Annotated in this window: 20 protein-coding genes; 16 read left to right on the forward strand and 4 right to left on the reverse strand. The window is 31.0% G+C overall.

Going from position 1 to position 20451, the window contains the following annotated elements:
- The first annotated feature begins 123 nt into the window (after nt 1-123).
- The 14 genes from BLW23_RS09845 (at nt 124) to BLW23_RS09915 (ending at nt 11405) form a co-directional block, all read left to right on the forward strand.
- Nucleotides 124-1158, forward strand: a complete 1035-nt coding sequence (locus tag BLW23_RS09845) for an aminotransferase class I/II-fold pyridoxal phosphate-dependent enzyme (RefSeq protein WP_218134039.1) — start codon at nt 124-126, stop codon at nt 1156-1158.
- Nucleotides 1155-2108 carry an ornithine cyclodeaminase family protein gene (locus BLW23_RS09850; protein ID WP_093669289.1) on the forward strand — a complete coding sequence of 318 codons (954 nt, stop codon included), beginning with the start codon at nt 1155-1157 and terminating at the stop codon, nt 2106-2108. Before BLW23_RS09845 ends, BLW23_RS09850 begins: the two co-directional genes overlap by 4 nt.
- 47 nt (nt 2109-2155) lie before the next feature.
- Nucleotides 2156-2638 (forward strand): hypothetical protein, encoded by a 483-nt coding sequence (locus BLW23_RS09855; RefSeq protein WP_093669291.1) that lies wholly within the window; start codon nt 2156-2158, stop codon nt 2636-2638.
- Between the two features lie 155 nt (nt 2639-2793).
- The gene (locus tag BLW23_RS09860) at nt 2794-3351 is read left to right on the forward strand and encodes a TetR/AcrR family transcriptional regulator (protein WP_093669293.1); all 558 of its coding nucleotides are present in this window, start codon (nt 2794-2796) and stop codon (nt 3349-3351) included.
- Between the two features lie 53 nt (nt 3352-3404).
- Entirely contained in the window at nt 3405-3701 is a 297-nt protein-coding gene (locus BLW23_RS09865) for a hypothetical protein (protein ID WP_093669295.1), read from the forward strand.
- A gap of 17 nt (nt 3702-3718) precedes the next feature.
- On the forward strand, nt 3719-4552 hold the full coding sequence (locus BLW23_RS09870; RefSeq protein ID WP_093669297.1) for a hypothetical protein: 834 nt from the start codon (nt 3719-3721) through the stop codon (nt 4550-4552).
- A 316-nt stretch (nt 4553-4868) separates the two neighbouring features.
- On the forward strand, nt 4869-6044 hold the full coding sequence (locus tag BLW23_RS09875) for a DUF4272 domain-containing protein (protein WP_093669299.1): 1176 nt from the start codon (nt 4869-4871) through the stop codon (nt 6042-6044).
- 166 nt (nt 6045-6210) lie between these two features.
- The gene (locus BLW23_RS09880) at nt 6211-6852 is read left to right on the forward strand and encodes a hypothetical protein (protein ID WP_093669301.1); all 642 of its coding nucleotides are present in this window, start codon (nt 6211-6213) and stop codon (nt 6850-6852) included.
- Between the two features lie 50 nt (nt 6853-6902).
- Entirely contained in the window at nt 6903-7406 is a 504-nt protein-coding gene (locus BLW23_RS09885; RefSeq protein WP_093669303.1) for a hypothetical protein, read from the forward strand.
- Nucleotides 7407-7723: 317 nt separating this feature from the next.
- On the forward strand, nt 7724-8560 hold the full coding sequence (locus BLW23_RS09890) for a LytR/AlgR family response regulator transcription factor (RefSeq protein ID WP_093669305.1): 837 nt from the start codon (nt 7724-7726) through the stop codon (nt 8558-8560).
- 226 nt (nt 8561-8786) lie between these two features.
- On the forward strand, nt 8787-9347 hold the full coding sequence (locus BLW23_RS09895) for a CPBP family intramembrane glutamic endopeptidase (protein WP_255362774.1): 561 nt from the start codon (nt 8787-8789) through the stop codon (nt 9345-9347).
- 826 nt (nt 9348-10173) lie between these two features.
- A complete protein-coding gene (locus tag BLW23_RS09905) occupies nt 10174-10356 on the forward strand; it encodes a hypothetical protein (protein ID WP_093669406.1) in 183 nt (60 codons plus the stop codon).
- A gap of 132 nt (nt 10357-10488) precedes the next feature.
- The gene (locus BLW23_RS09910; RefSeq protein WP_093669311.1) at nt 10489-10980 is read left to right on the forward strand and encodes an RDD family protein; all 492 of its coding nucleotides are present in this window, start codon (nt 10489-10491) and stop codon (nt 10978-10980) included.
- Nucleotides 10981-11201: 221 nt separating this feature from the next.
- Nucleotides 11202-11405 carry a hypothetical protein gene (locus tag BLW23_RS09915; RefSeq protein WP_143032140.1) on the forward strand — a complete coding sequence of 68 codons (204 nt, stop codon included), beginning with the start codon at nt 11202-11204 and terminating at the stop codon, nt 11403-11405.
- A 512-nt stretch (nt 11406-11917) separates the two neighbouring features.
- Here BLW23_RS09915 and BLW23_RS09920 read toward each other — a convergent pair.
- The 4 genes from BLW23_RS09920 to BLW23_RS09935 are packed head-to-tail and all read right to left on the reverse strand — an operon-like array spanning nt 11918 to nt 15864.
- A complete protein-coding gene (locus BLW23_RS09920; protein WP_093669316.1) occupies nt 11918-12448 on the reverse strand; it encodes an AAA family ATPase in 531 nt (176 codons plus the stop codon).
- Entirely contained in the window at nt 12445-13377 is a 933-nt protein-coding gene (cbiB, locus tag BLW23_RS09925) for an adenosylcobinamide-phosphate synthase CbiB (protein WP_093669318.1), read from the reverse strand. The genes BLW23_RS09920 and cbiB overlap by 4 nt, the downstream gene beginning before the upstream one ends.
- The gene (locus BLW23_RS09930; RefSeq protein WP_093669320.1) at nt 13365-14387 is read right to left on the reverse strand and encodes a pyridoxal phosphate-dependent aminotransferase; all 1023 of its coding nucleotides are present in this window, start codon (nt 14385-14387) and stop codon (nt 13365-13367) included. Before BLW23_RS09930 ends, cbiB begins: the two co-directional genes overlap by 13 nt.
- 10 nt (nt 14388-14397) lie before the next feature.
- Complete coding sequence (locus BLW23_RS09935; protein WP_093669322.1) at nt 14398-15864, reverse strand: cobyric acid synthase; 1467 nt, start codon at nt 15862-15864, stop codon at nt 14398-14400.
- Between the two features lie 328 nt (nt 15865-16192).
- On the opposite strand from BLW23_RS09935, the gene BLW23_RS09940 reads away from it, so the two are divergent.
- Nucleotides 16193-16612, forward strand: a complete 420-nt coding sequence (locus tag BLW23_RS09940) for an HYC_CC_PP family protein (RefSeq protein ID WP_176829787.1) — start codon at nt 16193-16195, stop codon at nt 16610-16612.
- 101 nt (nt 16613-16713) lie between these two features.
- Complete coding sequence (locus BLW23_RS09945) at nt 16714-20451, forward strand: efflux RND transporter permease subunit (RefSeq protein ID WP_093669324.1); 3738 nt, start codon at nt 16714-16716, stop codon at nt 20449-20451.

The following is a 20451-nucleotide window of genomic DNA, read 5'->3' on the forward strand; positions in this document are numbered from 1 at the left end:
TTAAAAAGGAAAAGACATATAAAAAAATAAAAGATGAATATCCAACCATTCAAACTCGAAAGGTATTATACCTTACATGAACATACTGCTAAATATTCGTTGTGTAATTCTGATTGTGAAGCAATGACAATTGCCGATTTACTCTCTTTAGAAAGGGAAGCAAAAGAAGCATTTGAAAACATGTGGTTGGGTTACACACATACCCAAGGTAGTCCAGAACTAAGGCGAGATATTTCTAAAATTTACAGTAAAATAACTCCTGATGATTTAGCAGTATGTACAGGGGCACAAGAACCAATTTTCTTGTTTTCTCATGCTGTTCTAAATTCAGACGATGAAGTTATAGTCCAAATACCTTGTTACCAATCTTTACAATCTGTACCAGAAAGTATAGGTTGCAAGGTTTTGAGTTGGAGTGTACAATACGAAAAAAACATACCTTGTTTTGATATAGAAGCTTTAAAAAAAATGATTACTAACAAAACCAAAGTTATTTATTTAAATGCACCTCATAATCCTACTGGGTTTTTATTTACAAAAGAAGAACAACAAGCAATTATAGAACTTGCAAGAATCAACAATATCATAATTTTTTGCGATGAAGTTTACAGAGAATTAGAACATAAACCTTCATTTGCAATTCCTGCTTTTGCTGATGCTTATGAAAATGGTGTTTCAATAGGTGTAATGTCCAAAGCTTATAGTTTACCAGGATTAAGAATAGGTTGGTTAGCAACACAAAACCGAACCATTTTAGAAAAAGTTACCATGCTTAAAGAATATACAACCATTTGTAATGCTGGACCAAGCGAATTTTTAGCAGGTATTGCATTAAGAAATAGGCATGCTATTTTAAATAAAAATCTAAAAATAATACAACATAATCTGCCGCTTTATGATACATTTTTCACAAAATACGCAGACTTTTTTTCTTGGTATAAACCTAATGCTGGACCGATAGCTTTTGTAAAAATGCACTTTGAGATTAATGACATGGCTTTTGCTGAACAAGCTATCAAAAAAAAGGGGGTTTTAATACTTCCGGGTGGTGTTTATGATTTTAATGGCTATTTTAGAATAGGTTTTGGTAGACAAAAAATACCTGAGGCATTAGAACAGTTTGAATCTTTTGTTTTAGAAAATTTGGTCGAGAAATGATAGATATAACCTACGAACAAATAAAGGAGTTATTAAAAATAGAAGATTTATTTGAACCAGTAAAACGTGCATTTATTGATTATAATTCGTCATCCCTTATTGGGGTTCCAGTAAGTTTACTTCACTTTCCTAATAACGCGGATACACACATAAAGACAGCCGCTATTAAAGGGTATGACTACTTTTCTATAAAGGTAGTTTCTATGTTTCCTGATAATGCTAAGCAAAACCTATCACCTTATAGTGGCGCTATTTTTCTTTTTGATGGTAAAACAGGGTTTCCTGCTGCTATTTTAAATGATAAAGGCTTTATTACAGATTTAAGAACTGCAGCAGCAGGAGCTATTATTACTGATTTTGTGGCCTCTAAATCTTCAACATCAGTTGCTGTTATTGGTACTGGCATACAAGCATATTATCAAGTATTTGCTTTAGCAAAACTAAGACAGATTAATAAACTTGCCATTTATGGTCGAAGCAAGGAAAAAGCACTTTCATTAAAAAAAAAACTTACTCATTCTTATCCTGGCTTGAATGTAAATTTAGTTGATAGCGCAGAAAATGCAGTAAAAGAATCTGAGATAATTATTACCACTACGTCAAGTAAAAGACCTCTTGTAAAGGGTAAATGGCTTCAAAAAGGCCAACATGTAACTGCAGTTGGTTCTGATGATGTTTATAAAAATGAAATAGATAGCGATTGTTTTAATTTCGCTGATAATATTTTTATTGATAGTTTTGAACTAAATAAAAAATATGGGGAACTTTCGCATGCAATTGAATCTAAACCAAATCTAATTGATAAAACGATAGAGTTTGGTGCTGCTTTTCAGAATAAAGCATTTCAAAACTCTGAGAATAAAATAACAGTGGCAAAACTTGTTGGTGTAGGAATTCAAGATTTGGCAGCTTCAGTTGTTGTAATGAATAAATTAAAAAAGTTTCATTGATTCTTGAATAAAAACGAATCGACAACAACCTTATACTTAATTGATCTATGATAAGTGAATTCAAATTGATATGGAAGAAACTAAATTTGGATATTTTTCCAAATGGGTCTCATTTGGAGTATCTCATTGATGGAGTAAATTTAAAGGATATTATTGATGTTAAATTTGGGTATAATTCATTTGTTGAAGAGAATGAATATGTTGGGTGGATTAATGATAAAATGGATTTGAAAAACCTGGAACTTTCTGTGCAAATTCTAAAAGGAGAAAAAATTAATAATCTTTTGTTAAAGGAAAATAGTCAATTATTAAACTACGATTTTGGTTCTAAAATTCCGCTATATACATGTTCATGTGGACATATAGGCTGTGGTGGTCTAATGGTAGATGTTTTTATTTCGGGAAATAAAATAACTTGGGACTTTGATGATAAATTAATGCCTATTATTGTATTCAACCTTGAGCAATATCGAGAAGAAATCGATTTAAAAATGAAGGAATTTAAGATAAATAGGTTTAACAACGCCTAAGCTATGAAAAAATGCAATTTGACTAAAATGTTGTAGCCAATTAACAAAGAAATTCATCTTGTTTATAATCAATCAAATATATTTTGATCATAAAAAAAGTTAAATTATTTTTTATTTCTAACTGATTGTTTATTTTTATGAAATAATCAGAACTTTTGGCAAGAAAAAAAAAGTATAACGAAGACCTAGTATTAGAAAAAGCAATGCTTCTTTTCTGGAGAAATGGTTATGAAACAACAACGATGCAAATGCTAGAGCAAGAAATGGGCATTAACAAATTTTCAATCTATGCTAGTTTTGGGAGTAAGTACGGTCTCTTTCGAGAAAGCTTAAAAAAATATAAAAAAACAAATAAAGCCATTTTTGAAGAATTAAAAAATTCTACGAATGGTTTAGCGGCTATTAAAACCTTTTTTTATAATTCCGTTAATTTACGTATCAGAAAAGAAAAAGGATGTTTGGTAACAAACACTTATTATGAATTTGCCAACCAAGAAGATCAACTGATCAAAGAGGAAATGACTGAATTTATGAATAACCTTAAAGCATTATTCATTGAAAAATTAAGCATTAACACTATCAAAGATAAAGACGAAATTTTAAAACAAGCTAATTTTCTATTATTGGCAAAACATGGTTTGGCTAAAGCTTCTAAAGTAAATAGCCCGCAAGAAATAGAAGACTATATTGAAATGACATTCAAAAACCTATAAACTTTTTTTAATAAATAACTAAATGATTGTTTAGTTATTAGATACCCGTAAAGATGAATATTACACACTTAACAGAAAAACATGCAATAATGCTTACAAGTACCACCAGTTTCAAGGTACAAAATTTGAGTAAAAAGGCATTAAAAACAGATCAAATATTACCGAGCTTTAGTTTGAAAAATATTGATAATTCATATGCTACATCATTAGAGTTGGTTTTTAAATTACAAATGGCGACAACTTCCATCGTAAACAAAGATCGGGGCTTAATTTACAGCTTTGTACCTGAGGATTATACTGAGCGTTTAGGCCAAGAAACTAATTTGGAAGTCTTAAAGACTAAGCATTAATTTAAAAAAAAAAGAAAATGAATTTAAAAACATTTACAATAACACTTAGCTTTCTTCTAATATTTGTTAGTTGTAAAAATACATCTGAAAAGGAAGAAAAAGTTGCAACTGTTCAAAAAGAGACTATGATCAACTTTAAAAATAAGGGGCACGAACTAGTGTACAATCTTGCCCAAAAAGTAGGTGATTATAAAAAATTACGCGCCAAAAAAGATGTAGTTTATACCTATACTTATATCACACCAGATGGAAAAGCAGATATTTCTACCGAAAAATATATTTTTAATGGTGAGCTATCGTATGGAAATTATAAACAACATCAACGCACCTTACCAAAACTAAAAGGAACCTTAGAGCAAGGATATGATGGTAAGGAATATTGGTTAAAAGTAAACGGAAAACTGGTTAACGATACTACAGCATTAAATCGTGTAAAGTTTAACAGACCAACTAATTTTTATTGGTTTACTATGTTTCAAAAACTATTGGATCCGGGTTTAAAATATGACTATTTGGGCGAAAAAGAACTAGCAAACGCTACTTTTGATATTGTAAAGGTTTCTTTTGAATCTAAAAATGAGAAACCAACAGATATTTATCAATTATACATCAATAAAGAAACAGGATTAGTTGACCAGTTTTTATTCACTGTTGTCGATTTTGGAGTTATTGAAACCCCATTACTTATGCAAATGGAATACGAAAAAATAGATGGTTTTTTAATACCTACAAAACGCAAATACAAAAAATCTACTTGGGAAGCAGAAGTAACCGAAGCACCTTGGATAATGGTAAATTGGACAGATATTAAGTTTGATACTCATTTAAAAAGAGAAGTATTTAAAAAATAATAGGGTACAACAACGATGGCCGTTGCAGAACTAGTATTTCTTAGTAATATTCTAGTTTTACAGGTGGAAATAAAGCAAATTACATTTGGTAATTAAGTGGTTATGTTTTTATGAAAAAGTAGAAATCTTATATTCAACCAATGTTATTAGTTGTGTAACTGGTACACAATGTATAATTAATTGCTAATTCTAGTTTGCTTTATAAAGCCTTCGTTAAAAACAAAAACCAATAATTTTAGTTACATTTGGTAAAAAAATCGCAACTAATTACGTACAAATACGTTGGCTACAATTAAAAGAAAATCATAAAATAAAAATGAACTTTTTAAAAAAACTTTTTGGAATCAAAGATAAAACTTCGAAAAACGAGGAAAAAGAAATAATAGTAACGCCTAAAGAAAAAGTTAAGGAGACTTTAAATGATAAAAATTTAGTAGAAGATTCTAATGAAATAGAATCAATCCTTCAAAAGGAGAATAAACCCGAAATATTGTATGAATCTAAAGTTACAGTAGCTATTGGTGGAGGTAAAGAACTAAGTGATGAAAATGCCTTTAATACAATGGGAGTCTCAGATGAAAACCTTAAAGATGAAATTTTGAAATACTATGTCTGGCAAAGTTTCGGAGAGGATTTTGATGTCATCTCTGGTAAATGTACAATGAAACTTATTCGATTAGATGTTAAAGAAAAGTACAGACCAAAAGTTGATATAGAAACGGTTGTTTCTGCATTTTTTAAAATGCTTGATGAAGAAGATCTAGAAGAAAAAACGAACGAAGGGGAAATTAAACCTCATCCGGACTTGGAGAAATTTAAGCAAGTACCTTGGATGACAGACCTGAGACTAAATAACGTTTCTATTTGCCTTAATGCAGGTTTTAGACCATCCAATTCTCTTCCAACTGAATTTGAACGAAAATTACGACCATCAATTGAAATTGCTCAAAGATTGAATGCCATCAAAGCGTTAGTACTCTGGTTAATGGTTCCTCAAGAAAATCTAGAAAGCGATATAATTATTAATTTCATTGAAAAAAATGATCTTAAGGGTTTTATGAGTGAAGAGGAAAAAGAAATTCTCAATGGGTCAAGAGATGACGAGCAAGCGAGAAACGCTATTGGTTGGAAATTTGAGAATGCTTGGTCATTAGCTTGGTATTTTGGATATACCGAACCCGAAATTACAGGGCAAATGATGTCTGGTGAGCAAATGCAGGAGATTATGCAAGACTTTAGTTGTCCACTGGATGAAAACATTGTAAACTGGACAAAAAATAAACAGACTCTTTCAGAGAGTGAATTACTACGGAAAGAGGATTTGTTTTATTGTTTACATAATGCAGTAAGAAGTGCTCAATTGGGTAGAAAAACTGTACCTAAAGGTTTTGACCCAATGGGGAATGGTGGAGTAATTCACGAGCGAAGACATTCTTTAACTTGGATGTTGTCTAAAGGATTAAATTGGGAGGAAACAGATTTAAGTACATAAAATAACAGTAGCCAACGCAATATAAAATTAATTACTGGTTATAGTTTACTTATGAAAGTTTTTGAGAACTTTCTATTTGTTATTTATTTGCTGATTTTAGTGCTTAGAATATGTAATTAATCTTATACAAATATGTTAGGCACGATGTAAACCGAAATTACGGAAAATGAAAAATCTTCTTCCTTTTATAATTTCTTTTTTTTTACCTGGAGTTGGACAATTTGTTTTGAAAGCCTACAGAAAAGGAGGAATTATTTTATTTACATATTTAGTTTCAACTTATCTCATTTTAAATTTAGATTTCCTGAATTTAATTCCTTTTTGGTTTCCACACATAATTATCATGATTTGGGCTATTTTTGATATTTACGATAGAATTGAAGAATGTGATGGGAAAAAAATCGCAAACAGGTATCTTGCTTTTAGTTTATTAATTGTAATGATATTATTTCCTTTAACTCTAAGCCTTTTCATAACTGGACTTTTTAGAGGAGCAGAATTTGTAGCGTATGAGTATCTTAATGAAGACAGAACTAAAACAGAAATGAATGAAATTTCAACTGAGTTAAGTCTGTATAAAAATTATTATGGAGTTTTTCCTAAAAATTATGAAGCTTTTATTAGTCAAAAACCAATTTGGGGAAGTTGGAAAGCTGATAGCTGGAAAAACCTGTACAAATATGAATTAATTGATTCTGTGAATTATAAATTAACTTCTGCTGGAAAAGATGGGATATACTTGAATGAAGACGATATAATTAGAAAAAATAAAAAAACAAAGTACTCAAAAACACCTACACTAAATTAAAAGGCATCTAGATCAGCAGTTTAACCAAAAACTTGTGATGTATTCGGAAAATGGAGAAAGTAATAGAAAAAACGGCTAAACAAATAAAAGAACGACTTGAATTTTGGTTCTTTAACTACTTTAATAAAAACAAAATAGATTTTAATGGGAGTGAACTTTTCACTCTGTTTGAATTGTTAAAAATGGAATTGCAAATTGAATTAAAATCACAATTAAATTTAGAACATAATGAAATTCTTGTATTAATATTAAAAATATCGGAAACAGAATATATAGTTAATTCTACTAAAAGATTTATCCGAATTAACTCAAACAAAATTGAAAGCATAAATTACACTGAATTTGACTGGCATAAGGGATACAAATCTTTTGTCGTAAATAAAGAAAAAAAGATTGTAACAAAACACGATGGATATCTATCTGAATTTGGATTGAGAAAACGAAATGGAGAAATCATCTATTGGAATATTCCAACTGGTTTTGCTGGTTACGGATTTTGGAATGTTACGAAAAAGTGTGAATTGATTGGAAGGAAATTTAAACAAGTAGATTAAAATAACACCACAATAAAGTGTGTAATTAGTTGTGGTTGAGTTTTTTTTAGAGGAAATTCAACTGCAATTACTTATCTTTCCTTAACGACGTAAAAGAATTCGAGTTATTTTCCAATAAAAAAACATATAGTAAAAGTTGGAGAAATTAATCGAATGGATATCCTTCAGAATAAACTTTATCGAGTCAAGCTCGTTTTATCTTACAATATCACTTTAAAATTCGATTGAACTTAATAAATGATGAGCAATATTCTTGGTGAATTTCGATGGAGAAATTATTCTTTACTTTTGAATTAAAAAAAAAGAGTTTCTAATTCATGAGTACTAACCAACCAACTAAGAATACAGTAAAAACAGTTTGGCATACGCGTATCAGTAGTTCTGTATGGCGTTGGTCTCGGAAAGTAATTATATTGATCATTTTTTCTTTAGTAGCGAATCATTTAGCTGCTAAAGATAATTTTTTGGATAATGAATCGTATAGGTTCCCTATAGTAGGTTTTCTCTCAACTATTGTTTTATCTATTCTTGTTGCAATCATTGCAGACCTTAATTTTAAATTTTATAAGAAAAAATATTTTTCTAAGAAGGTAGAAATTACTGCTATTGTATGGTTTATGGTTTCTACTTTAGGATATATAACAATCATGTATATTCCTATAAATATTATTATCGATAAAGTTGCGGATGGACAGACAGTGTTTTATTATTTATTAATTGGTTTACTAATTACTTTATTATTATGCTTTATTCTCGTTGGTTTATTGTATGCTCAAGATATATACAATTTGTATAAGTTATCTATAAGAGATGCTGAAATTACTATTGATAACGGTGCGAAAATGACGAAACTTACCTATGATAATATAGCGTGCTTCTACAGCGAAAACAAAATTGTGTACACTGTTCAAAATAACGGCAGAATACTTAATACCGATTTTACATTAAACGAGCTCGAAGAAAAAATAAACGATCAATTGTTTTTTAGAGCCAATCGACAAATTATCATTCACAAAGATTCGGTAGATCTAATTGAAAAAATTGAAAATGGCAAGTTGTGTATTCAATTAAAAGCTTTCATTAAAAAGGATACGGTTGCTAAAATCAATATAAGTCGTTACAAACGAAAAGCATTTATGGATTGGTATCAATAACAGATACCAAAAACTACCGACTATTCAGTTATAAATTCCAACCATTCAGTAAAAACATGAGTATTTAAGGGGCGTTTTAGAGGTTTTGTTCATTATTTCGTTTAGAATTTAAAATCAAAAAACAATGAATAAAATCACCTTACGACAAATATTAATTCCCTCAATTACCTTTGTAATCATCTGCTTTTTATGGTTTGGCCCAATTAATTTAAGTTTCTTTCCAAATATGATAGCATCAATAGTAATTATTATAGCGAATTATATAGAATACAAAGGAAAAGCAATTTCAGAACTTGGATTTCAACGTGAAAAGTTTACAATCAAAAACATTTTGATACTTGCTCCGTTAGTTGCATTAGGGCTCTTTGTTTTTTATTTCTTTGTATTGGTTCCTGTAATAACAAAATTAACTGGAGTTCCTATAGATTATTCAAGTTTTGACGAACTAAAAGGAAATCTTCCAAAGTTATTACTTACTTTGTTGATAGTATGGGCTACTTCGGGATTTGGAGAAGAAATAATCTTTCGTGGTTATTTTATGCGACAATTTGTAAAATTCTTTGGAGAAGGCAAAATCAGTATAGTCCTTAATATTGTTCTAGTTACTGGTTTTTTTGGCTTTATGCATTGGCAACAAGGCATTACGGGACAACTTGTTACTTGGTTCACTGGAGCACTTATAGCTCTGATATTCTATTTACGTAAATACGATTTGTGGTTTGTTATTGCTGTGCATGGTTTTTTTAATACCATTGCTTTTATATGTATTTACTTTGGTTTGGCGTAGCGTTGCTATGTAATAAGACATATTGCCCGAAGGAACCTAATAGAATACATCTTTTTTAAGCACTATGTTTTTATTATAACTATAAAATAGAACTATGAATATACCTGATAATTTTTTTTGGATTTAGACGAAGTTGCTAATTTTAATATGAGTCGAAAAAATAATTAAAATTACAACAGTTGGTGTGTTTCATAGTTTATGCAACAAACAACTTAGATAAACGCAAAACAAGATAAATCCTAGTTAAGGCTAATTAAGAAAATAACAAGGATTTACGTAGTTTTCGTTCCTGCTGATTTATTACTAAATTTACGTAACTTACCGTAAGCAAAAAAGTGACTTGACATATGATCAAAATTGATAATTTGAACTAACAATTTGAAAAAGTATATAAAATATTTGATTTCCTTCCTTCTGATTTTCGGTCTGACGGTTAACGATTGTGGTATATATTTAGGAGCAAATTCTTCAAACTATCATCAAGTTTCGCAAATTGTTACCCGTCAAAAAATAAGGCATATATATTCGGAATTGTATGTTTATGCAAGACAATGTCCAGCAGAAAGAATATTCGTAAGACTGATTTCATATCTTAAACTTCAAGACGTTTATAGTATTCTAGCTGTAATAATTTTAGAATTACAAGTTCAAGAATATCAAAGAATAAGTTCAATAATTGCTCAATACGTTTTCCTTAATAAAAAGAACACATCTAGCAATCATTTTCCAAGTTTATACATAGCATAGAATATTTTTTAATTCTATGGAATATGCACTTCGATGCATAAATGATAAAACAAATGTTAAACCATTTATCATTACTAAAATGTATAAACAAAAAAATAAATCCCATTTGGAGAAATCCGAACACATAGCTCATTGGCTGAAAAGAAAATTTATTTTAATTATTACAGCATTTATGATTGGAATGTCTAATGCGGTGTATGAAGAAGATAAAAAGCCGAATGAAAATCAATATCGTATAGAACAAAAGGATAAAAAAGACTAAACGAATAACTTATAAATTCTATTACTGGTGCAAACCTTCTAACAACAGTTATTATGGATTTGGTATTCTGGTTATATTTGCGAAATAAGTTACAGAAGAATTTAATATATTAAAACATAAAATGTTTTAGGTATGCTAAAGAAACATCATCTGAAAGGAATATTAGAAAATAGAATAAAAGCATTTATGATTGATTATCTAATTATGGGAATAATTGGATTTTTAATTGTTGTTCTGACTGATGACCTATTTCTTACAATGATGATTGTTTATCCTATTACAATGAATAAAGATTTTCTTAATGGAAAAAGTATCGGAAAGAGATTTTTTGGGATTCAAGTTCAAAATATGAAGAGTCAAAAAGCATCAGAATTGAAAAGCGCTTTACGAAATTTTTTACCAATCATTCCTGTAGATTTAGTCTTTACGTTTATTACACCAACACGAAGAATTGGAGATCGAATAGCGAAAACTAAAATCGGATTTAATCAAGAGTTAAATTTAAACACAGTTGGCTCGGAGTTAAAAAACTACAGAATTAATAAAGAGTTGATTTTAGGAATGATGTTCGGAGTGGTGAATATTTGGGGGCTTTTATGGTTATATAACAATATGTTGCCATAAAAGAAGAAGATATCTTATAATAAAGAATAAAATTAAACGTTAGTCTGCGTAAGGAAATCCTTGTAGATATTATATTAGGTTTGCAATCGATAAATAAGGTTTTGGAAGCACATTACTAATTTTCTACAAATACATTATAAAAAATAAAGAATATCAAATTTACAATCTACATATATCTAGGGGTTCGTTTTTGGTGGGCAATGATGTATCATAAAAATTCTTTGCCAAAGAAAACGAATATTTTAAACCCGAAAATGGAAACTGAAGGAATGTCTTGGGCAGTTTATTGGGAGGATGAGGGTATACCAAATCAATCATACAATTTAACTCGTGCTTTTGTTTATGTTTTTCATTACAGAACTTCCTTAATTATAGGAGCATCAGGAAAAATACCTAAATATGGATCTAAAAATTTCAATAAGTAATACGATTTGTGATTAAAGATTGCGTATAAATTAATTGAATAATTTTTCATTATACAAGGCAAAAAAACAAAGCATAGCCGTTAGCTACGGTTTCTTTTTTTAACGCAGTAGAATGTAAAAAGAAACTGTTCATATGCGAAATATTTATTTATAAATCGTATTGATGTTTCGGCTTACAAAATATTATTTTCCAGATTGGATCGGCTTTACTCAAAACAGATGTTCGTACAATCAAAAATTGGCAAGTAATACCAAATGAATTTTAAAACGCCACAACAAATGCGACCTTGCTTTTTTCTTTTTCAAAGCTGTAAAACTGTTGCATAGCTTTAGCTACGGAATTGTTTTGCAATGTAGAAAAAGAGAAAATGAACAAGTATTTATGTGATGTTTTGAGGGTTGTTTGGTATAAGATACTGAGAATCCACAAAGTAGCGGAATGGCAGTTAGAGAAATTGCTAGATGATGAGTCTTAGGAATTTTATCAAAGAATTCACTTAAACCCAAAAAAACTAAATGAGTTCAATATACGATCTCATGAATTTCCATCTTTCTTCTACAGATTGTTTAGGTAGTAATTGAAGAGAGAAGCCTAGGGTTTGATAGGTTTCCATTAATAGTACATGCAATCTTTCCGCCTCTTCGAATGATTGTAAACGTTGGTTATCTTGAATATAAATGTCTTTCCAAAGTGGTAACATAAATACTTTTTTATGGTAAAAGTTATGATAGTCAAAATTGAGAAACTTTTCAGGTATCGATAACCTTTGTAATTTCAAATAAGCAATATTATCGGCTAAGCCTCGATCGACAAAGGCTGTTGATTTAATAGGAACATCTAATTCATTTATAGTTTTATCATAAACAGTATCAGTAAAAGCTTTAACATCTTGCCATGGTGTTCTAGTTCCATTGCTTTCTTGCTCAGAAATGATAACTCTTCTGGAAACTTCTTCGAAAGTTGTATATCCTTTTTTATTCAAAGCATTAATGAGTGTCGTTTTTCCCGTACTTGGCGCACCTGTCATAATATATCTTTTCATAGAGATAGAAATAGCTTTAGAAATAATATACCAACAACACAAATAAAAGTAGTAGAATGATTGATTTTTGCTACCGTTTTAAATTCAGAATCATCTAATATTCTGTCATGATAACCTATATAGGGTTTATCCACTAATTTTCCATGATAATAATTAGGACCTCCAAAACGACAGTCTAAAATAAGAGCTAAAGCCGCTTCAGGATAGCCAGCATTTGGGCTGGAGTGTTTTTTTCCTTCAGAGAACATTTCTGTAGTTTTATGGACTTTCCCAGTAACTGTAAGCATGATTATCCCTGTAATTCTTGAAGGGATGTAATTAAAAACATCATCTAATTTAGCAGCAAACTTTCCAAAATATAGATAACGATCGTTTTTATAACCAATCATAGAATCAAGAGTATTAATCATTTTATAGAGCATGGCTCCTGGAACTCCGAGAATGGCATAATAAAAGAGAGGAGCAATAACACCGTCACTTAGATTTTCTGAAAGGGTTTCAAAAACCGCTGTTTTAATTTGCTGCTCATTTAATTGACTTGTATCTCTTCCAACAATCCATGATAATCTTTTTCCACCTTGAGTTATTCCCTTATCAAGTTCGTTGAAAACGGCTTTTCCCTCTTGTATCAAACTTCTATTCGCTAAAGCATAAAATAAAAAGATGGAGTTAAATACTACATATAGTATTGGGTATGATTTTATAAATATATTTACACCATAGAAAAATAGAAATGCGATAAAACATAATATTATGGTGAGTAAGGCTCCCTTTGCAAAACGAAAATCACCTTTATTTAAGAACCTTTCTCCCGCATAAATGAAATTTCCATACAAACGAATAGGATGAGGCAACCATCTGGGATCACCCAATATTAAATCTAAAATATAGGCAATAAGAAGCGGTAGAATATAAATTAAAACTTCCATTGTTTCAAAGCATTGATTAGTAGCTCGTTTTTCTCAGATGTTTGGCTTGCAACCCTGATATAACGTTCATTTAAAGTTCTAAAGTTTGAAGCATTTCTTATTAATAATTGATGCTCTTGAATTAAATATGATTTTAATTCAGAAGCTTTGGGTTCAATCAATTCAATTAAAAAATAGCTGGTATTCGCGGAGTGAACTTTGAACCCATATAATTCGTTAATAGCGTTTTTAAGTTTTTTAGTGTTTTTTATACAGGTATCGAAATTGGGAGTTAGCTCGTTATAATGACGAAATAAAAACTCTCCTGCCGATAGTGCTATTGAATTTATATTCCAAGGCATTTTATGTTTTAAAAGTTTGGATATTAGTTCAGGAACTGCTAAAATGTATCCTAATCTTAACCCAGGAATACAAAAAAGTTTGGTAAGCGATTTAATGAGAACAATATTGTTTCTTTTTTCTAATAGAGAAATACAAGATATATTACTGCTGGTAAATTCGGTATAAGCCTCATCAATGATAAAAATAGTCTTAGGAAATTTTGAAGTCAGTGCATCAAGTTCTTCGATAGTGTTTTCAAAACCATCAGGATTATTTGGGTTACAAATAAAAGCTAATTGAGTATCGAATTGATGATCTAAGAGAGTCTTCCGTTTAATAAACTTTATTTCCAGTTTATTAGCAATACATGCTTGTTCATATTCAGAAAAAGAAGGTGAGCAAATAGTAACACTTGATGAATGAAAAGCATTTGCTATCAGATAAAAAGCTTCAGTAGCTCCATTCGTAACGATTGTTGAATGACTTGATAAAGCATGATGCTTCTCTATGAGTTGGGCTAGATTTTCGGCACTTGGGGCGGGGTAGTTTTCAATGGATTTTAATTGCTCTTGCAAATATGTTAGTAATTTTTCAGGAGCACCATTATACCAAACATTTGAGCTAAAATTTGCTTTAAAATCGACCTCTTGATATTTGTAAACGTCATCACCGTGTCCATAGTCTATCATAGTTTTATTTTTAATATGTCAAGTTTTTAAGAATGCTCTCTATGTTAAGATTCTTTTCGAGATGTTGAGCTAATTTATTATAGTTTTCTTCCTTGTATGCTTGGTAATCAAATTCCACATTGCGGGTATCGATATGAAATCCACTTAAAAGATCGTCGACGATAATACTATTATCGAAAATTCCATGAATGTAAGTTCCCCAACAATTATTTTTGATATAACCTTCTGATTTCTGTTCAATAAAATTTAAAGGAAGTTGTTCGTTAAAATCAGTAATTCCCATATGTATTTCATATCCTGAACAAATGGTATCAATGTCCTTAAAAGTAAATTCGCATTGTTTTGTTGTTTTTTCGGAGGCTAATACGGTATTCGCAGGAATAATACCCAAGCCAGGAATGGTTCGAATATCATTTTCAACATTGTTTGGATCGGAAATAGAGAGTCCTAACATTTGAAATCCACCGCAAATACCAACAATTTTTTTATTTTGATCATGAGCAAGAAGAATTTCCTGAGCAAGTTTCGAACTTCTCAAAAACTGCATATCAGCAATTGTATTTTTACTTCCTGGGATGATAATAATGTCTGCCTTTTTTAAATCTTCCGCAGATCGGGTATAAAATAGGTGCACACGCTCATCTTTTTCTAATCGGTTAAAATCGGTGAAATTAGAAACAAATGGTAGGAGTATAACAGCAATATTTATTTTTCCTTCCGATAACTTTTTGTTTTTACCATCTAAACCTAAAGAATCTTCTTCTTCAATATAAATGTCCTTTGCATATGGAATTACTCCTAGAACTGGAACATTGGTAAGTTTTTCCAGAAGTTTTTTCCCGTCTTCAAATAAAGAAAGATCTCCTCTAAATTTATTAATAATAATACCTTTAATAAGTTTTCTTTCCTCTTCATCGAGTAAGGCAATACTTCCATAAACACTTGCAAAAACACCACCACGATCTATGTCAGCTATCAAATATACAGAAGCATCTGCATATTCAGCCATTCGCATATTAACAATGTCACGATGTTTTAAGTTTAATTCACTAATACTACCGGCACCCTCTAAAACAATAGGTGAATATTGAGTATTTAAAGAATCAAAAGCCTTTTTTACTTCATCAAACAAATGTTGTTTATTATTTCCTAAAAAATAAGATCGAGCGGTTTGATCGCCTATAGGTTTTCCATGAAGAATAACTTGAGACTTATTTTTTCCTGATGGTTTTAATAAAACAGGATTCATTTCTGTAGTGCAATCAATTTCTGCAGCTTCTGCCTGAACTGCTTGAGCACGCCCAATTTCAAGACCGTTTTTTGTAACATAACTATTTAAAGACATGTTTTGAGCTTTGAACGGAGCCGGAGCATATCCTTTCTGTTTTAATAAACGACAAATGCCAGTAACAACAATACTTTTACCGACATCAGATCCTGTTCCGACAAACATTAAAGGACGTAGTTTTTTTATCATACGAAAGTTTTGAATAAAACAGCTAAAATACTATAAAGAGAAAGGTATAAACTGAAAAAAAGAATTTTTTGAATATAAAAAAGCTTCACCGAAGTGAAGCTTTTAATTATTAACTAACCAAAATCAATCTTTAATCCCCTAAATTGTTTCTGGACATGTATAACAGACAAGGATAAATCTACCCTAACAAAAAATAACAATTTATTATACTTAAAATAGGGTATAAAATTAAATGGTTGTTTTTTATGTGGTTAAAAGAAACTTTTAACGTAAAATATTTTGATTTTAAAATAGGGTATTAGTTATTTTTGTAACTTTGTAGTAAGAAATGAAGCAAATTTTAAAGAAAATAGTATCCATTGCCATGGCATTAGTAGTTCTTGTATCTACAATGTCCTTTACGTACGATCTTCACTTTTGTGGAGAAACTTTGGTAGATGTAGCACTTTTTTCAAATGCTGATTCTTGTGGAATGGAAAAGGTTTCAGAACTCAAAACTACTGAGGACTGTTCTGTTTCAAAAAAGGGATGCTGTTCGGACAAAAAAGTAATTGTAGAAGGTCAAAATGAATTAAAGCAATCTTTTGATCATTTGTCTTTTGAACATCAGCTTTTTATAACTTCTTATGTTTGTTCATATGTAAACCAATTCAAGGTTTTACATGACAAGGTAGTTCCTTTTAAAAACTATTCTCCACCAAATGTTATTGAAGACATTCAGGTACTTGATGAGGTCTTTCTTATTTGATTTATAAACAATAATTCAAGTTGGTTTTATGGTATGTACATACCATAAACTGCTAGGTGTGCATTTGCACAGATTGTTTATTGTTTAAAATCAAAAAAAGTATGCTGAACAAAAGCATTAAATTTTTAATAGAAAATAAATTGGTTGCTGCATTGTTGCTAGTCATATTCTTAGGCTGGGGAGTGATGAATGCGCCATTTCAATGGGACACAGGATTTTTACCAACGAGTCCAGTGGCAGTAGATGCGATACCCGACATCGGAGAAAATCAACAAATTGTATATACGAAATGGGAAGGGAGATCTCCTCAAGATATTGAAGATCAAATAACCTATCCATTAACGACAGCTTTATTGGGAATCCCAGGAGTAAAAACGGTTCGTAGTTCATCAATGTTTGGTTTTTCAAGTATCTATATCATTTTTGAAGAAGAGATCGAGTTCTATTGGAGTCGATCTAGAATTTTAGAAAAGTTAAATTCGTTATCATCAGGATTATTACCTAATAATGTAAATCCTACATTAGGGCCTGACGCTACTGGTTTAGGTCAGATATTTTGGTATACTCTTGAAGGAAGAGATGAAAAAGGAAATGTTACAGGAGGTTGGGATTTACATGAACTACGAAGTATTCAAGATTATTATGTAAAATATGCTTTGTCTTCAACAAGTGGAGTTTCGGAAGTGGCGTCAATTGGGGGTTATGTTCAAGAATATCAGATTGACGTAAATCCAGAACTAATGCGTCAGTATACTATAAGTTTGCAACAAGTTGTAAAGGCCGTAAAAGAAAGTAATGAAGATATAGGTGCTCAAACGACTGAAATTAACAATGCAGAATATTTAGTAAGAGGTTTAGGATATATAAAATCGATATCAGATATTGAAAATGCTGTTGTTACTTCTAAAGATTATTCATCTATTAGAATTAAGGATATTGCTAAAGTAGTATTAGGAGCAAAGACCCGACGTGGGATATTAGACAAAGAAGGTGCAGAAGTAGTAGGAGGTGTAGTAGTTGCCAGATATGGAGCCAATCCGTTGGAGGTAATTTCAAAAGTAAAGGGAAAAATCAATGAAATTGCTTCAGGACTCCCAACAAAAAAACTTAAAGATGGAAGAACATCCCAGTTAACAATTGTTCCATTTTATGACAGAACAGAGTTAATCGAGGAAACATTATCTACTTTAAATGAAGCACTGACATTGGAAATTTTAATTACCATCTTGGTGATAATTGTAATGGTATTCAATTTACGAGCTTCAATTTTAATTTCGGGATTATTGCCAGTTTCGGTTTTAATGGTATTTATCGCAATGAAGGCCTTTGGTGTAGAAGCAAATATCGTTGCATTGTCAGGAATTGCAATTGCTATTGGTACTATGGTTGATGTAGGAGTTATTTTGTCTGAAAATATTATTCGTCATTTAGAGCATAACTCCAATAAACAACCAATAAATGAGTTAGTATACAATGCTACTATTGAAGTTTCTGGCGCTATTATTACAGCGGTTATGACGACGATAATAAGTTTTATCCCTGTCTTTACAATGATAGGAGCGGAGGGAAAGTTGTTTCGACCATTGGCATTTACAAAAACATTTGCTTTAATAGCTGCTATTGTGGTAGCCTTGTTTTTAATACCTCCGTTTGCAGCTTCAATTTTCAAAACAAGAAAAACATCCAATAGGCTCAAGAATATCTTAAATGGATTGCTGATTTCAGTAGGGATAATTGGTGTTTTTTATGGTAATTGGTTTGCTATATTACTTATTGGAGTTGGAGTGTTAGGTATTTTAACTTGGCTTGATAAGATAACAACTAAGACGAGAGAAAAACTCAATATAGTATTCACTGTAATAGTTATTGTTGGTTTACTAGCTCAGCATTGGCAACCATTAGGGGTTGAAAGAAATATCTTTTTAAACTTCGTATTTGTTGGAGGGATTTGTTTCGGGATATTGGGTGTTTTTGCGATGTTTCAAACCTATTATCAAAATATTCTAAAATGGGCTTTGGAAAACAAAGTTTTGTTCCTCTCGATTCCATTGACAATACTAATTTGTGGATTTTTAATTTTTAAAAACACAGGGAAAGAATTTATGCCTTCCTTAAATGAAGGATCTTTTTTATTGATGCCAACTTCTATGCCTCATTCTGGTGTAGAGGAAAACAAAAGGGTTTTGCAGCAGTTGGATATGGCTGTTGCTAACATTCCCGAAATAAAAACAGTTGTAGGAAAAGCAGGAAGAACCGAGTCTGCTTTAGACCCTGCACCTATGTCTATGTACGAAAACATTATTCTTTATAAACCAGAATATATTTTAGGCAATAAGGGAAAACGTCAGCGTTTTAAAGTTGATGAAGAGGGTAGGTATGTGTTAAAAAATGGAATGTCAGTTGTAAACCCTAATTCAGAAAAAAAAGTGATTCAAGAAAGCTTATTTTCTGAAGTAACAGCGAGGGATCTTATTGAAGATGAAGATGGAGAGTTTTACCGAAATTGGCGACCAAATATAAAATCACCTGATGATATTTGGAGTGAAATAGTGAAAGTAACAAAACTTCCAGGAGTAACATCGGCCCCTAAATTACAACCCATTGAAACTCGATTGGTAATGTTACAAACAGGGATGAGAGCCCCAATGGGGATTAAAGTGAAAGGGCAAGACTTAAAACAAATAGAAACTTTCGGAATAGCATTAGAGTCAATTCTAAAGGAAGTCAAAGGGGTAAAAAAAGAAGCTGTTTTTGCTGACAGAATCGTAGGGAAACCTTATCTGTTAATTGATATTGATAGAGAAAAAATAGCGCGATATGGGATTTCAATTCGAGCCGTTCAGGAAGTTTTAAAAGTGGCAGTTGGAGGTATGCCGCTAACGCAAACAGTTGAAGGTAGAGAACGTTATGGAATAAGAGTTCGATATCCAAGAGAACTTCGCTCAAGTCCTTCAGATTTAAAGAGTATCTATATACCTGTATCAAAAGAAAGTTCAATACCGCTTAGTGAAGTTGCCGAGATTCATTATGAGCAAGGTCCACAAGTAATTAAAAGTGAAGATACCTTTTTAATAGGGTATGTACTTTTTGATAAAATGCAAAATTACGCAGAAGTTAATGTGGTAGAATCCGCTCAAGAAATCATTCAATCTAAGATAGATTCTGGAGAGTTATTGGTGCCTAAAGGAGTTTCATATCAATTTACTGGGACTTATGAGAATCAATTAAGAGCCGAAAAAACATTGTCGTTAGTAGTTCCATTGGCCTTAATTATCATCTTTTTGATTTTATATTTTCAATTCAGATCGGTGAGTATTTCGTTAATGGTGTTTACAGGAATAGCAGTGGCTTTTGCAGGAGGGTTTATTATGATTTGGCTTTATGGACAAGAGTGGTTCTTAAACTTTAGCATTTTTGGAAAAAACTTAAGAGAACTATTTCAAATGCACCCAATTAATTTAAGTGTAGCCGTTTGGGTTGGTTTTATTGCATTGTTTGGAATTGCTACGGACGATGGGGTTGTAATGGCAACTTATTTAAAACAATCTTTCCAAAAAGAGAAACCGCAAAATATAACAGCAATTAGAACTGCCGCTTTGTATGCTGGTAATAAAAGGATTCGAGCATGTTTGATGACAACGGCAACAACCATTTTAGCATTGCTACCTATTTTGACTTCAACAGGCAGAGGGAGTGATATTATGATTCCGATGGCCATACCAAGTTTTGGCGGAATGATCATTGATATTACCTCGTATTTTATCGTACCAGTATTATACAGTTGGAGAGAAGAATGGAAGTTTAATAATAAAGAGAAACACAAAATCACAAGTTTATGA

Source organism: Tenacibaculum sp. MAR_2009_124, assembly GCF_900105455.1.
Lineage (GTDB): Bacteria > Bacteroidota > Bacteroidia > Flavobacteriales > Flavobacteriaceae > Polaribacter.